Annotated in this window: 18 protein-coding genes; all 18 read left to right on the top strand. The window is 28.2% G+C overall.

Going from position 1 to position 14,188, the window contains the following annotated elements; all coding sequences use genetic code 11:
• Window positions 1–88 precede the first annotated feature (88 nt).
• The 18 genes from AAT22_RS15135 (at window position 89) to AAT22_RS15055 (ending at window position 14,184) form a co-directional block, all read left to right on the top strand.
• Window positions 89–427 carry a hypothetical protein gene (locus tag AAT22_RS15135; protein ID WP_047001835.1) on the top strand — a complete coding sequence of 113 codons (339 nt, stop codon included), beginning with the start codon at window positions 89–91 and terminating at the stop codon, window positions 425–427.
• A 17-nt stretch (window positions 428–444) separates the two neighbouring features.
• The gene (locus AAT22_RS15130; RefSeq protein WP_084820783.1) at window positions 445–756 is read left to right on the top strand and encodes a hypothetical protein; all 312 of its coding nucleotides are present in this window, start codon (window positions 445–447) and stop codon (window positions 754–756) included.
• A gap of 142 nt (window positions 757–898) precedes the next feature.
• Window positions 899–1,207, top strand: coding sequence for a DUF960 family protein (locus AAT22_RS15125; protein ID WP_047001834.1), 309 nt, complete (start codon window positions 899–901; stop codon window positions 1,205–1,207).
• A 17-nt stretch (window positions 1,208–1,224) separates the two neighbouring features.
• A complete protein-coding gene (locus tag AAT22_RS15120; RefSeq protein WP_047001833.1) occupies window positions 1,225–1,581 on the top strand; it encodes a hypothetical protein in 357 nt (118 codons plus the stop codon).
• The gene (locus AAT22_RS19180; RefSeq protein WP_156174342.1) at window positions 1,582–1,725 is read left to right on the top strand and encodes a hypothetical protein; all 144 of its coding nucleotides are present in this window, start codon (window positions 1,582–1,584) and stop codon (window positions 1,723–1,725) included.
• 218 nt (window positions 1,726–1,943) lie between these two features.
• A complete protein-coding gene (locus tag AAT22_RS15115) occupies window positions 1,944–2,201 on the top strand; it encodes a Mor transcription activator family protein (protein ID WP_047001832.1) in 258 nt (85 codons plus the stop codon).
• A gap of 33 nt (window positions 2,202–2,234) precedes the next feature.
• A complete protein-coding gene (locus AAT22_RS15110; protein WP_047001831.1) occupies window positions 2,235–2,561 on the top strand; it encodes a hypothetical protein in 327 nt (108 codons plus the stop codon).
• Between the two features lie 2 nt (window positions 2,562–2,563).
• Complete coding sequence (locus AAT22_RS15105; RefSeq protein WP_047001830.1) at window positions 2,564–3,391, top strand: hypothetical protein; 828 nt, start codon at window positions 2,564–2,566, stop codon at window positions 3,389–3,391.
• Between the two features lie 643 nt (window positions 3,392–4,034).
• Window positions 4,035–6,590, top strand: a complete 2,556-nt coding sequence (locus AAT22_RS15100; RefSeq protein ID WP_047001829.1) for a hypothetical protein — start codon at window positions 4,035–4,037, stop codon at window positions 6,588–6,590.
• Between the two features lie 78 nt (window positions 6,591–6,668).
• Window positions 6,669–7,028: a hypothetical protein gene (locus tag AAT22_RS15095; protein ID WP_047001828.1), complete on the top strand. Its 360-nt coding sequence runs from the start codon at window positions 6,669–6,671 to the stop codon at window positions 7,026–7,028.
• 23 nt (window positions 7,029–7,051) lie between these two features.
• Window positions 7,052–7,432, top strand: coding sequence for a hypothetical protein (locus tag AAT22_RS15090; RefSeq protein ID WP_047001827.1), 381 nt, complete (start codon window positions 7,052–7,054; stop codon window positions 7,430–7,432).
• Between the two features lie 259 nt (window positions 7,433–7,691).
• The gene (locus tag AAT22_RS15085) at window positions 7,692–9,389 is read left to right on the top strand and encodes a recombinase family protein (RefSeq protein ID WP_047001826.1); all 1,698 of its coding nucleotides are present in this window, start codon (window positions 7,692–7,694) and stop codon (window positions 9,387–9,389) included.
• Window positions 9,390–9,561: 172 nt separating this feature from the next.
• Window positions 9,562–10,074, top strand: coding sequence for a HEPN domain-containing protein (locus tag AAT22_RS15080; RefSeq protein ID WP_047001825.1), 513 nt, complete (start codon window positions 9,562–9,564; stop codon window positions 10,072–10,074).
• A 257-nt stretch (window positions 10,075–10,331) separates the two neighbouring features.
• A complete protein-coding gene (locus AAT22_RS15075) occupies window positions 10,332–10,859 on the top strand; it encodes a hypothetical protein (protein ID WP_047001824.1) in 528 nt (175 codons plus the stop codon).
• Window positions 10,860–10,954: 95 nt separating this feature from the next.
• Window positions 10,955–11,161: a hypothetical protein gene (locus AAT22_RS15070; RefSeq protein WP_047001823.1), complete on the top strand. Its 207-nt coding sequence runs from the start codon at window positions 10,955–10,957 to the stop codon at window positions 11,159–11,161.
• Window positions 11,162–11,248: 87 nt separating this feature from the next.
• Window positions 11,249–12,406 carry a helix-turn-helix domain-containing protein gene (locus AAT22_RS15065; protein ID WP_047001822.1) on the top strand — a complete coding sequence of 386 codons (1,158 nt, stop codon included), beginning with the start codon at window positions 11,249–11,251 and terminating at the stop codon, window positions 12,404–12,406.
• Window positions 12,407–12,448: 42 nt separating this feature from the next.
• A complete protein-coding gene (locus AAT22_RS15060; RefSeq protein ID WP_047001821.1) occupies window positions 12,449–13,135 on the top strand; it encodes a hypothetical protein in 687 nt (228 codons plus the stop codon).
• 317 nt (window positions 13,136–13,452) lie between these two features.
• On the top strand, window positions 13,453–14,184 hold the full coding sequence (locus AAT22_RS15055; RefSeq protein ID WP_047001820.1) for a DUF5986 family protein: 732 nt from the start codon (window positions 13,453–13,455) through the stop codon (window positions 14,182–14,184).
• The last annotated feature ends 4 nt before the right edge of the window (window positions 14,185–14,188 follow it).

The raw sequence follows: 14,188 nt of genomic DNA, 5'->3' as shown, positions 1-14,188 counted from the left end.
AAATATATATTATTACTATAGAAAAGCTCTTACTTGTATTGAGATATGCAAGTAAGAGTTTTTTATATTTAGAAGGGAGAAATGTATAATGAAGAAGATTTATTCAAAGGAGCAATTGGAAGAATTAAGATATTATCCAATAGAAGTTATTAATAGTATATCTGAAACTATAGAGATACTAGATGACAATTATGGAGCAAATAGAGATATAGAATCTGACTTAGGTGGATATTTACTTATAGCAGAAAATATCGTAGATATCGAAATATTGAAGCAAGATAAATTACAAGATTTAGTGCCAGAATATACTGATATCATTGAATGTAGTGAGGGAATTAATTGGGTTTCTTCACTATTTTTGATTTCAAGCGATTTTTCAACTGTAGTAATAACAACAGAAGAACTTTCTAAGTTCCTATTAGAATAAAAGGAGGTTAATTTAATGTGAATAAGAAGAATTTAAAAGAGGAAAAAATAATTAAGGAAACTAAGTACTGTAAGATAATGAATCAAGGCAAAGTTGGAGATGATGAATACACATATACAATTGAAAAGATATATATCAAGGAGCTGAAAAGAAATGAAGTAAGATTCTGTGTCTACAAGGCAACTAGAAGAGGTGATGAAACATACATTCCAAGAAGTCTTGATGTCACAGAACTAGAACTAATAGAGCTAATAAAAGAATCAATAAAGAGTAAAGTATTTTCAGAGGAATTTATAACAATGTTAAAACAAGAAATAAGTAAGGTATAAAGTCTTAATTGCTATTGATGTAGTGATTAAGGCTTTTATTATTTTAGGAGGAAAAGTGTAATGAAGAGAATTTTATGTGTAGGTGTAATTAGAAATGGAAAGATAACTATAAAAACTTGTGCTGAAAAGGAGATAAGAAGAAATGTTTAGTAGAAATAATAGATATGTAACTAGAGGAGTAAATGAGGAAGTAGACATAAGATTACAGCTAATTATGTGGAGCATGATTGATAAGTTAAAGGATGAAGGAAATGTTGAATTAGATTACTTACAAGTTTTCAAGATAAGAAAAGAAGGCAATAAGGTTGTAATAAATCAAAGTCAAGAAGTTCCTGAATACTCATGCACATATGAAATAGAGCTAGAAGATATTCAGATAGATGATGGTATTAAAATCTATGTAATTGATAGTGGAGAATATTCAACTATGCTTCTACCATCAGAATACTAATTAAGGAGGGCTAAATAATGAGTAAACTAAGTAAAGAAAAGATATTTAATTATGATAGCAAAGAGCTTCTAGGAGTAATGCGTTTCGACTTCTATGATGGAGTACTAGCGAATCAATGGTTTTCAAGAGAATTAATAATAGAATTGAATGATAAAAAGGAAATAGAGCTAAAGAGGTTACAAGAAGAGCTCAACTATATTCAATTTACATTGATAAAAGAATTTAATAAAGTTGTAGAGCTTTGCAATGGTACAGGTTATAGTAAAGAAACTTTAGTATATATAGATTTAGATATTGCTAAGTATGTAATTAAACTAATACCAGTTAAAGATAATTATTCATATATCTATACGTATTTCAAGGGAAATCAGTAAATGGACATTAATAAAGTATTAGATATAATAATTGAAATTCTTATTTTAATAAATAAAGGAATAGAAGCTAATAAAGCAATTTCAAGTATGGCTACTAAACATGATGTACCAGAGGCAATAATAAATAAGTTTTTAGAGGTTTAATATAGAGGAGGAAGTGAATTGAATTGAATATAGGAACAATACTTAAAGTATTAGGAACTTTAATAACTATAGTAGCTACAATTTCAGAAAGTGTTAGAGATAGATGAGTATATAGAAGTATCATTGGAATTTTACAAGAGATAATTCCAATGATACTTCATTTAATGGTAGTTATTATTAAATATGTAACTATTTTTGACGTAAGGAATTTGTGATATATGAAGTTTTGTAGTAATGATTTTAATGGAATATATGCTGATATGTATGAGCAGTTAGGTGAAGAGCTTGTAAGAGAAATATATAAACATTATAGAGGTCAACAAGTTACTTTTCCAATGAGGATATATTCGAAAGAATATATTATTAGATATATTTCAGAAAAATATGATGGAAATAATTTAAAAGAAGTGGCTAGAGAATTGGGTTATTCAGAGAGGTGGGTGAAAACTTTAATAGATAATAACCTTAAAAAATAATACATTAGGTAAACAAGAGGGGGAAATGAAATTATGAACATTTTTGATGCAGGAGGATTAACAACCTTTATAGCAGTAATAATTACTTTAGTAGTAGGAACAGGAATATTTATATTACTACATAAAATTTTTGATATTGTACACTTTGGATTTGGAGCTATTATAACTATGTGGGTCGTATGTTGTATAATAGGAGCTTTTATAGTTAATTTCTTAGGTGGATTAGTAGGAGGTATATTTTCAGTAATATGGTTTTTAGTGAAGTTGGTAGCTGGAATTGCAATAGTAGGTTCTATTGGAATGTTTATTTACAATAAGCTAAGTGGAACTAAACAAGAAGAATCGAAAGGTAATGAGTAGTTATGAATATAAAGGGAAAAGAGATTAACATTAATAAAAAAATATTAATAGTAGTAGGAATAATAGTGCTTGTTGGTATTGGTTTTATAGGAAAAGGTAAAAATGAAGAAAAGAGAATTATAGAAAATAGCGTAAAAGCTATAGAAGCTGGTGATTATGAATATGCAAGAACTGCACTAGCTAGTGTTGTTGATGGTAGCAATAGTAAAAAGATAGACAAGCTTTGGAATATAGTAACTTGTTATCAAAATGCTACTGACCAATTATATAGTTACAATAATATAGAAAAAGCAAAAGAATATCTTGATAAGATGGATAGTGACTATAAAAAATATGATAAGTTAAAAGCTGATGTTGATAAAGTTAAGGAAGAAGTTAAATCAAGAGAAGATTACATAAAAGAAGTTGATAAAATTATTGAAGAAGTTGAAAAGTTAATGGAAGTTAAGGACTGGGACTCATATAAAAAAGCACAGGAAATGGCTAATATAGATAAGTTAAAATACTATTCAGAGTTACCAGAAAGACAACGAAAAAGACTTGATGAATTATATGGAGAAATTAATGATGGTCTTTCAGAGATAAGAAATGAAATAAATAAAAAGGAAGAAGCTTTAAGAGAAGAAAATAATAAAAAAGCAGAGGAACTAGAAGAACAGCAAGGGACAGAGCCAAGATACTTTGTGCCACATTTAAATAAAAGATTAACAATGGAAGAAATGCAAGAAGAGTATAATAAAACATCAACTCCATTTGATTATATAGGGGATGCTGGAATGACATATATGTTCAATCCAGGAAGTGCTAAGCCAACTGAACCAGCATATTAGTAATAATAGAGTCTTAATTTACTTATAAAGTAAGTTAAGGCTTTATTTTTTTGCCAATGGGAAGTTTTTTCTAAGGAAAATATCGTTGTTATCGTCATTACCGAAATATCTATTTGACGATAACAACGATATTTTCAGTTTAATAATTGGCAATTAGAAATACAATTACATAAAAATAAATATTTATGCAGTTAAGGTGGGGATAATGAATAAATATTCAAATAGGAGTAATTTTCAAGTGATAAGAATAGGTTGAAGATAAGTAATATCAAGGGTTTTAGGGTAATAGACCTTGGAGTAAGGAAATCCTAACTTCGAAAGAGATATCTCCTTAGGGGCTAGGAAGTCTTGGGTCAGGTGACAATTTGCTTGATGAATTAAAATACACGAAAATGTTGGTATGACTGGATTTGAGGGGGTTTACATATAAAAAAATGTTGGTATAATACTAAATATAAGGTAAGCAACCTAATAAGTTATGTATAAATATAAATAGTCTAATTTTTAATTTATCTGCAATATTAGCAGTGATGAGAAAGAGTGTGCAAAGATTAGAAAACGTTTACAAAAGACGGATAGTTAGTTAGGATAGAGTTACATATCTGATAGGGTTTATAACTTAATTATATGAGGAGGAATAAAGATGATAAAGAGAAACAATGAGTTAAAAACTGAGGTTATGAAAGGATTAAAAGCACTTGAAAAAATGAATATGCCTATAGAAGTTAGGATGATTAAGACTAAAAATGGGATAAGAAGTGGGTATTATCAAGATAAGGAGAAGCTTATCAATGATATTCAAAGATATGATGGAGTGGATAACATCTTTTTCACACTAAATGCTTTTTCAGAGGACTTAGTAGCTAGGGGAAAGGATAAATTAATAGCATATGCTACAAACACTACTACTGATAATGAGATAGAAAGAAGGAAGTTACTTCTTATAGATATAGACCCAGAAAGACCAGCAGGTATATCTTCAACTGATGATGAACTTGAATCAGCCAATGAAGTACGAAAGCAGGTAGAAGGATATTTGAGTAATAAGGGGTTTTCAAAGCCAGTACTTGCTTGTAGTGGTAATGGGTATCATCTCCTATATAAGACTGATTTGCCTAATACTAAGGAGGTAACTGAATTAATTAAGAAATTATTAGTTACTTTAGATAAGAAGTTTAGTAATGATAAAGCTAAGATTGATAAAACAACTTATAACGCTTCAAGAATAACCAAGCTATATGGAACAATAGCTTGTAAAGGAGACAACATGGAAAATAGACCTCATAGAAGGTCAAGGATAATAGAAAGTCCTGATGTATATGAGGTTGTCAATGAAGCTTTAATAAGTAAAGTTATCTTGGAAGAAGAAGGTCAATCAATTAATAAGGAAGTAAAAACAAGCAAAAGCTCAACTAAGAAAAATACTAAATATAGTGGCATAAATGTTGAAGAATGGCTTGAAAGATACAACATAGATGTATCATATGTAAAAGAGGAGTCAGATAGAACTTGTTATGTATTGGAAAGATGCCCTTGGAATGAAAACCATACAGATAAATCAGCTTCAATAACTCAATTTCATGAAGGCGGAATAAGTGCCAAATGCCATCATGATAGTTGTTCCCATGAGAGTTGGAAAACTCTCAGGGAATGCTATGAAGGTAAAAAAGACAGAGATACAAATTCTAAAGAGGAAAAGAAAAGTCAAGCTGATGTAATGATTGAGTTAGCAATGGATGCTGGAGATACCTTCTTCCATGACGAGCTAAATGAAAAATATGTAGCAATTGAAAGTGATGGAAATCCAATAGTACATAAAATTAGTTCACAAGACTATAAATCTTTTTTAGTGAAAAGATTCTTCAAGGAAACTAAAAAAGCTCCTTCAAAGGATTCAATTAATCAAGCCGTTGGTGTATTAGAAGCATTAGCTCAATATGATGGAGAAATGATTAATGTTTCAAAGAGATGTACTGAAAGGGATAATGCAATTTACTATGATTTAGGGGATAAGAATTGGACTTTCATTAAGATTACCAAGGATGGTTGGGAGATTGATAATAGTGGTCATATACTATTTACAAGACGTAAGACTATGAAGGAGCAAGTTATGCCAGAAAAATATGAAGATATATCTATAATAAATAAACATTATAGGTTCAAGACAGAAGAAGATAAGATTTTACATACAGTAAGTACTGTTACTAAGTTCTTAAATATAGGTAATCCTATAGTTGTTTATCATGGAGAAAAGGGGGCGTCCAAAACTACTACTATGAGAATGGATAGAAGTATAGTTGACCCATCGGCAAGAGATGTTATATCAATGCCGAAGAGTGCAACTGATTTATCATTAGTTCTTCATAATAATTATTTACCATGCTTTGATAACATAGATACTATTTCTGCTGAAAAGAGTGACATCTTATGTACAGCAGCTACTGGAGGGGGATTCAGTAGAAGAAAGCTTTATACAGATGATGAAGAAACTATATATGAGTATAAAGTACCAGTTATTCTTAATGGAATAAATGTAGTTGCAACAAGACCAGACTTACTTGATAGAAGTTTACTTTTAGGTCTTGAAAGAATACCAGAAGATGAAAGAAAGGAGGAGAGCGAAGTGTGGAAAGACTTCAATGATGATAAGCCTAAAATGTTAGGAGCTATATTTAGCATAATTTCTAAAGCTATAAGAATTTATCCTGATGTTAAGTTAGATAAGCTAGGAAGAATGGCTGACTTTACAAGATGGGGGTATGCTATAGCAGAAGTGTGTGGAATAGGTGGAGAGATTTTTTTGAAAGCCTATCTTGATAACCAAAGCAAAGCTAATGATGAGGCTGTTAATTCTAATCCTATAGCAGTAGCAATAATAAGACTTATGGAAACAACTCAATGTTTTGAAGGAACACCATCTAAGCTTTTAGATACTTTAAGTGTTATTGCAGAAGAAGAGAAGATTGACATTAAATCAAGAAGATGGGTGAAAGAGCCTAATGTTCTAATGAGAAAGTTAAATGAATTGAAATCTAACCTTTTACTTGAGGGAATAACATTTACTTCTACTAACACTAGTAGAGGAAGAAAGGTTGAGATACGTAAAAGTCCTAAAGAACTTATGAATGGACAAGCTAGTGCAGATAGTTCTTCAATTAGCTCACTTATAGCATTAGAGCCAGATAAAATTAATTTTTAATAAGTTAATGACGTTATCTAAGTTCGATACTTCGATAACGTCGATATTTTCAAGATAAAGGGATGGAGGAGAAAGAAGATGAGATTTTTTGAAACATTACAAGATAAAAAGGTTGCATTATATGTAAGAAAAGAGAAAGGTGAGGAAATTACAACTAGTGGATATGGAAGATTACAATGGATAGAAGACGATATAAAGGAGCATGTTGCAGAGATTGATATCTTCATAGATGAGCATGAAGACGTTAGTAATTTATATAAAGTCATTAAAATGGCTAATGAATGTAGAATTGAAGCTATAGTTTTATGGACTATAGATGATATAGATTTATCTTTAATTAAAGAACTTATTGAGGTTTGTTCAGTTAGGGAAGTAGAGTTGATTAGCTTTTGGGAGCATATAATACCTGTTAAAGAGCTAATAAACAATTTTAATTAATAGATAGGAAGGAAGAAATAAAGATGAAAATTTTAAAATCATTAAAAGATAAAAAATTAGGAGTTTACTTAAGAAAAGAAAGTCCAGCTGAAAATATTATAACTGGATACGGAAGGCTACAATGGTTGAAGTATGAACTTGAAGAATACAAAGGAGATAAAAAATTCTTTATAGATAGGTCTAATGAAGATACTAATTTAAACTTTCTAATTAAAGCTATTAAAAGTAAGGAAATAGAAGCAGTGTTAATATGGACATTAGATGATATTGATTTAAATTTAATTAATAGTTTATGGGTAACTTGCTTTATGAATGAAATACAATTAATTAGTTTTTATGAAGGTGTAATAGAAACTAAAGATATTATCAATACATATACTGGACAATTTTCAATCACTAGATAAAAAACACTAAGGAGGAACAAGAGATGAGCAATAAAAGAAATGTAGATGAAATTATTGATATTATATCAGAAATAATACTAAAACACTTATCAGAAGAGAAAAAGACCAAGTATCATAACAATTGTAACCCATTATAAACTGAAAATATTGAAGTTACTGAAGTAACGAAGTGGCTTCAATATTTCAGGTAATTAAAGTAATAAGACAAGTATATATTATAAATCCGATAATATAAAAAGTAAATTGGAGGAGTATAAAGATGGATTTTAAAACTTTAGCACATAATATAATAATGGAAAAAAGAAAAAAGCGTATAGCAATATATTGTAGAGTTTCCACTGTTGAACAAGCGGAAGAAGGTTACAGTATTGCTGAACAAGAAAGGCTATTAACTGAATGGTGTAGTAAGATGGATTACGTAGTAACCAAGTGCTATTCAGATAGGGGAATTAGTGGAAAGGCTATTAATAATAGACCAGCCTTGAAGGAATTATTAAAGGATGCAGAAGAAAAAAAGTTTGACATGGTGCTTGTATGGAAGATAAATCGTATTAGTCGTAAATTAACTCATGTATTAGAAATAGCTGAAACATTAGAAATGAACAACATAGCTTTTAAGTCATATTCAGAGGAGTTTGATAATAGCACTCCAGCTGGTAAAATGCAGTTTCAGATGATGGCTTTAGTTGGAGAATTTGAGAGAGGAACTATAGCTCAGAATGTAAAGATGGGAATGTGTGCTAAGGCGAAATCTGGAGAATGGTGTGGTGGACAAGTGTTGGGATATGATTTAGTTCCAGTTGAGAAGCAACAAGGAGCTAAAAGAACTAAAACAGTACTTACTATTAATGAAAGAGAAGCAGAGTCAGTTAGATTTATATTCAATGAATATGCTAGTGGTAAAGGATATAAAGCTATTACTAATCAATTAAATAAGCTATGTTATAAGACTAAGAAGGGTAATAACTTTTCAGTAGGTTCAATAAGAGATATACTAACTAATCCAGTTTATATAGGTAAAATAAGATATAATGTAAGACAGAATTGGTCAGAAAAAAGGAGAAGAAATATAAATGCTAATCCAATAATAACTGATGGAATACATAAAGCTATTATTGATGAAAAGCTATGGGATAAGGTACAAGCAATTTTAGAAAGCAAGAAGGGTAAGCCTTCAAGAATATATGACGGAGAATATCCACTAACAGGAATACTAAGATGTCCTAAATGTGGAGCTGGAATGGTAATAATGAGAACAACAAACACATTAAAAGATGGAAGTAAAAGAAGAATAGCTTACTATGCTTGTGGAAATTGGAAGAATAAAGGTATAGCAATATGTAGCAGTAATTCAATAAGAGTTGATAAGGCTAATGAGTATGTATTTAGTAAGTTATCAGAGTTATTATCTAATGATAAAATGGTGAAAACAATAGTTGATAATGTTAATAAGGAAAGAATTAGAAAGGTAAATCCTGCAAAGAAAGACTTATCAAAAATAGATAATGAATTAGAGAAGCTAGATAAAAAAAGGGCTAAGTTATTTGAAGCTTATGAAGATGAGATTATAACTAAGGAAGAGTTTAAGTTAAGAAAAGAAGAACTAATGAAGAGAGTTAAGACTTTAGAAGAAGAGAAAGCTCCATTATTAGTAACACTTTCAGATGATGTAAATGAGGAAGTGCCATATGAACTTGTTAAAAGTATCTTAGAAAACTTTAGTAAGGTATTAACTGAAAGTTCAACAAGAGAGCAACAGAAGAAGTTATTACATATGATAATTTCAGAAATAACTATTAATGAATTAAGGGAGATTGATTCAATTAAGATTAAATTAGATGATAACTTAATAAATTATTTAAGTAATGAAGAAGGAGTATCTATGAAGGGTACTCCTTCTTCATTTATGTTAAGAAATGTTGGGATAAAGACATTGAATTTAGATATCGCTATATAGATATCACCAGAATGTAATATTGAGGTTGTTATTAGATGAAATTATAATATATAGTATATAGAGTTAATTTATATATAAGAGTATATAATAGTAAGAAAATTGAATATTATAGTAGAATTAGTTGTATATAAATTTAATGATATAAATATATAATTTTACAGGGAGAACCTCAATGAGAAAAGAAAACATGAATTTAGGAAGAACTACATATATTAACAATGGTATAGATATGGCAAATATTTTCTTTAATATTTCTCAAGAAGATGAGAAGACATCAAAAATTTTATATGAAAAAGGATATTATAATCAATCTGTTTATTTTTGTATACAATCTATGGAAAAGTATGTGAAGTTTTTTATTTGTAAAAAAGTTGATATATCAAATAAATATTTTGCAAATAAAATAAGAGAAACAGGACATTCAATAGATAGTTCAATAGATTTTCTTATAGAAATTATAGCTGGTAACGATAATTTACTAAGAGAGCAAATCAGTAATCAAATTAAAAATCAAATATTGCATGGAGTAAAGCTTTCAAGATTGTATAATGCAGTTAGATATCCTTTTTACAGTGAATATAATAAAAGCTATAAAATTTTAAAAATGTCACTAATAGATTGTAAAGAGATGTATATGATGTTTGAAGCACTTAAAAAAATGTTACAAGATTTAGGGAGAATTTAAATATATATTTTTTATGTTAAAAATATTAGTATAAAGAATTTTAATTTAAATAAAACTTAATAAATTATTTAAGCAATGAAGAAGGAGTATCTATGAAGGGTACTCCTTCTTCATTTATGTTAAGAAATATTGAGATAAATACATTGAATTTAGATATTGCTATATAACAATAAAAAATAAAATGAAAAAATATTGAGGATAGTATATAAGAAGGTATATTATTTTAGTATAAAGAATTTATTGGAGGTAATAAGCCTATGACATTAGAAATTAATTTTAAAAAATATATAGAGGAGATTGAATTAATAGATGCTCAAAATCGTGTTGAGTGTGATTTATATTCAATAATTGCATATATTATAAGGGCCAGTAAACAAGGTGTGAATATTTCTTTAAGAGATGTTTCTACAAGGAGAGGAACTGAATTTTCTAAAAGGTTTATAGGTGATTCGGGATTTCCAGACTTTGTAATAAGAGCAAGAGAGATGAGTAATGACGCGAAAGTTCTTGGAGCAATTGAGGTAAAATATGTAACTGAAGATTTAGATTTGGAAAAACATTTAGAGCAGTTAAGTGGGCATATTAACTCATATAAGCAAGTAATTTATACAAATGGACTTGTATGGAGATTTTATAAGTTAGATAAATATAAAAAAGATGAACAACCTGTATGGGAATTTAGACTTGCAGAGGAGAGGAAAGGCAGAATTGAATGGGGAGGTGGTGATGAATGGAAAAAATTATCAAAAAAATTAGATGATATAGATTGGATAGGACAAAAGTAATTTGTAAATATTAAATTTAAGTTTAAATAATAGATAAATATTATAAGAATTCATAAAGAGCATAAGAAAGAATTTTAGGGAAGTATTGGAATAAAGTGCAACAAAAGAAATTGGTTCATATGATATTATCAGAAATAAGAATAAATGAAGTAAGAGAAATAGATTTAATAAAATTAAAAATAAATGATAGTCTAGTAGATTATCTAAGTAAGGAAGAAGGAGTATCTATAAAGGGTACTCTTTCTTCTTTTATGTTGAGAAATCTTGATATAAATACATTAAACTTAGATATTGCTATATAAATTTTATGTAATATGTTGGGAAGCTAGATATAAATGTCAATACTATACATATAAGATTTAGCAGTATCTATGGGAGGTATTTATAATATGTTAATAGTATTGGAAAGAAAAAAATTATATGAAGAAATTTGGAATATCAAGATGAAGGATTTAGCCAAATCTTATGGTATTTCAGAAGTAAGTTTAAGAAAATATTGTAGGCAGTTAAATGTCCCATTTCCTCAAAGTGGTTATTGGACAAAAGTTAGAAATGGAAGTAATCCTAAAAGAATAGCATTACCTAATTTTGATGGCGATAATAAGATAGTTATACAAAGATACGAATATAACAAAAAAACTACTTATAATAAAGATGACAGATTAAAACATATGGAAGAAGATGAAAAAAATAAAGTATTAGAATTTTGTAATAATATAAAAGTTCCTGAAAAATTATATAAACCACATTCATTGCTTAAGGAAATCAAGTTCTATAGTGATAATAGAGATATGCTAAGAGATGGTAGAGCTAAGAATATAGATTTAAAAGTATCAAATGAATTAAGAAGCAGAGCTATTAGGCTAATGAATACAATTTTGAAAAATCTAGAAGCGTTAGGATTTCAGATAAAAAGTAAAGATAAAGATACTAGGGTATGTATAGGAAAAGAAGAAGTTAAAATTGGTTTAAAGGAAAAGCTCGTTAGGGTTGAACATATAAAAACTGATAAAGATTCTTATTGGAGTCCAGCATATGACTATAAGTACTCTGGAGAATTAACATTGTTTATTGATGATTATGAAGCTCCAAGGAAAAATTGGAGAGATTTAAGTAATAAAAAGTTAGAAGAGATGATAGGTGATTTTATAATTACGGTTATTGATACTGCTGAAATTATTAGAGTTAAGAAGGAAAAGAGAGCAAGAGAAGATGAAGTAAGGAGGCAGCAAGAGATTGAAAAAAGAAAACTAAAGAAGAGACAAGAGTATGATATGAAAAAAATAGATGAATTAAAAGTATGTGCTGAAAATTATATATTATCAGTTAAAATGGAAGAATATATAAGGGAATTAGAAAAAGGGATAACCAATATTATAGACAATGAAAAAAGAGATAAGATTTGTAGCTATATAGAATGGGCAAGAGAGAAAATAGAGTGGCTAAATCCAATTAATCAGAAACATGATGAGTTGCTTGGTAAAAAATATAATGATAATTTGTATGATGTTAAATTTCAAGATAGTGATGATGAGTGTTGGTGGTAGATGTATTTTTAATATTTATTAATGCCTTGGGAGGTTAAGTTGATGGAAATAAGTTTAGAAAATATCCATATTTTTGATGAAAGAGTATCACAGAAGTTTAGAGGGTTTATAGAATCACATAAGGATGAGTTTAATATAGATAAAAGTTACAAGTTTAAAATTATTTATAATGCAGAATCTGTATTAGATTATGAAGAGTTTAATTTTGAAAATTCAATATATAAAAATGTAACTTTAAAGTTTAAAAGTGATAATAAAAAAAGTACTGCTTTAAGTATTCAATTAGAAAAGTGTAGAGATATATTAAAAGAGTATAATATTGAATGTTACAATCTATCAATAGAAGGAGATTGTATAGATGAAAATAAGGTAATATTCACTTTAGAAGAAGATAACAGTGAACCTTCATATTTTGGACGTGGAAAGAAGAAAGGTAGAAGCACAGTAGTAATGATAATGCCTAACAAGAAATTTACAACAGACACAATATCTAAATTTTATAATGAAAGGATGAGTGAACTATTTAATAGATTTTATGAGTGTATTAATATGAATAGTGAAATCATGTGTAATATTTTAGAGGTTGAACATAAAGATGATATAAATTATATCTATAGAGAGTTTTGTGAACAATATCATGATTGGTGGTTCGCTAATGAAAACAAGAGTAATGAATTAAGAGATAGATTATTAAACAAAACTAAGTTAGTATTAGGAATAGAAGATTAATAAAGAGAAAGTCCATAATTATTAATGATACTAAGGTTACAGTAAATGAGCTAAGAGAAGTGGAAGAAAAAGACTAAAAATAAATTATAGGTTAGTAAAATATTTAAAGTAAAGGAGGAGGAATATCTATTAAGGGTACCCTTCTTCTTTTATGTTAAGAAAAATTTGAACAAATACGTTGAATTTAGATATTGATATATAAATATATTAGATTTAAATGGTAATAATGATTAATTATAAAATAATAAATGGAAAGTTACTTGACAAAATCAATAAAAATAGTAAAATTAGATTATAGAATTTATGGAGGTGAGAAAATGTCTAATGATTTAATCATTGATATGAAGGAAGAAGATAAAAAAGTAATAGTTCAAGCATTACAAAATGGATTGGAAAGATTTAATGAGCATATGGGCAATACTAGAACTGTAACTAATATGGGATATACGGGTACTAAGTGGGACATGATAAATACAGAGTGCCGAGACGCATTGCCAGAAAAGAAATATGATGTAGTGGTTTGTAAAAGGGGTGTTTGGCAATTAATATTAATGTATGATAAAGATACTAAGACATTATATACTTTAATGAAAGAAAAAAGATATGAAGAGGTATGTAAAACAGTAAAAAGCAATAAAGTACATTATTTAGAAGCGATAGCAACTGTAAATAAAGGATTGGTAGAAGAAAGGCAAGAACAAATAGCTTTCTTCGAAGGATTTAATGAATTGAAAGTTGAGAAGATGCAAAATACAGTAGAACAGCTATTAAATAATATTGATGGTGAAGTCAAAAAGCATGTATTAATTACATTTACAGATAAAAGCTTAGAATTATGTTCAATTTCAGCTTTAATTGTCACACCTTCGTTACAAATATTATGTAAGGAAGATTGGACAGAATACATTGAACCTAAATATAGTCTTGATGTAAGTACTATAGATATATATAGTGAAGATGAAGAGATTGAGTTAGGACTTAAAGTTACAAAAGAAAATATTGATAATATGAGAATAAAGAGAAATAGAGAAAAGAGAAATAGAAATTAGTAAC

The sequence above is a fragment of the Clostridium sp. C8 genome (genome assembly GCF_001010885.1).
Classification (GTDB): domain Bacteria; phylum Bacillota; class Clostridia; order Clostridiales; family Clostridiaceae; genus Clostridium; species Clostridium sartagoforme.
This window is presented reverse-complemented; position numbering and strand designations above follow the sequence as displayed.

Bases quoted from the DNA above. Each gene is read 5' to 3' on its own strand.
- AAT22_RS15110 (WP_047001831.1), top strand. From the start codon at position 2,235: ATGAACATTTTTGATGCAGGAGGATTAACAACCTTTATAGCAGTAATA.
- AAT22_RS15135 (WP_047001835.1), top strand. From the start codon at position 89: ATGAAGAAGATTTATTCAAAGGAGCAATTGGAAGAATTAAGATATTAT.
- AAT22_RS15060 (WP_047001821.1), top strand. From the start codon at position 12,449: ATGGAAATAAGTTTAGAAAATATCCATATTTTTGATGAAAGAGTATCA.
- AAT22_RS15080 (WP_047001825.1), top strand. From the start codon at position 9,562: ATGAGAAAAGAAAACATGAATTTAGGAAGAACTACATATATTAACAAT.
- AAT22_RS15095 (WP_047001828.1), top strand. From the start codon at position 6,669: ATGAGATTTTTTGAAACATTACAAGATAAAAAGGTTGCATTATATGTA.
- AAT22_RS15100 (WP_047001829.1), top strand. From the start codon at position 4,035: ATGATAAAGAGAAACAATGAGTTAAAAACTGAGGTTATGAAAGGATTA.
- AAT22_RS15055 (WP_047001820.1), top strand. From the start codon at position 13,453: ATGTCTAATGATTTAATCATTGATATGAAGGAAGAAGATAAAAAAGTA.
- AAT22_RS15065 (WP_047001822.1), top strand. From the start codon at position 11,249: ATGTTAATAGTATTGGAAAGAAAAAAATTATATGAAGAAATTTGGAAT.
- AAT22_RS19180 (WP_156174342.1), top strand. From the start codon at position 1,582: ATGGACATTAATAAAGTATTAGATATAATAATTGAAATTCTTATTTTA.
- AAT22_RS15125 (WP_047001834.1), top strand. From the start codon at position 899: ATGTTTAGTAGAAATAATAGATATGTAACTAGAGGAGTAAATGAGGAA.
- AAT22_RS15115 (WP_047001832.1), top strand. From the start codon at position 1,944: ATGAAGTTTTGTAGTAATGATTTTAATGGAATATATGCTGATATGTAT.
- AAT22_RS15105 (WP_047001830.1), top strand. From the start codon at position 2,564: ATGAATATAAAGGGAAAAGAGATTAACATTAATAAAAAAATATTAATA.
- AAT22_RS15085 (WP_047001826.1), top strand. From the start codon at position 7,692: ATGGATTTTAAAACTTTAGCACATAATATAATAATGGAAAAAAGAAAA.
- AAT22_RS15075 (WP_047001824.1), top strand. From the start codon at position 10,332: ATGACATTAGAAATTAATTTTAAAAAATATATAGAGGAGATTGAATTA.
- AAT22_RS15120 (WP_047001833.1), top strand. From the start codon at position 1,225: ATGAGTAAACTAAGTAAAGAAAAGATATTTAATTATGATAGCAAAGAG.
- AAT22_RS15090 (WP_047001827.1), top strand. From the start codon at position 7,052: ATGAAAATTTTAAAATCATTAAAAGATAAAAAATTAGGAGTTTACTTA.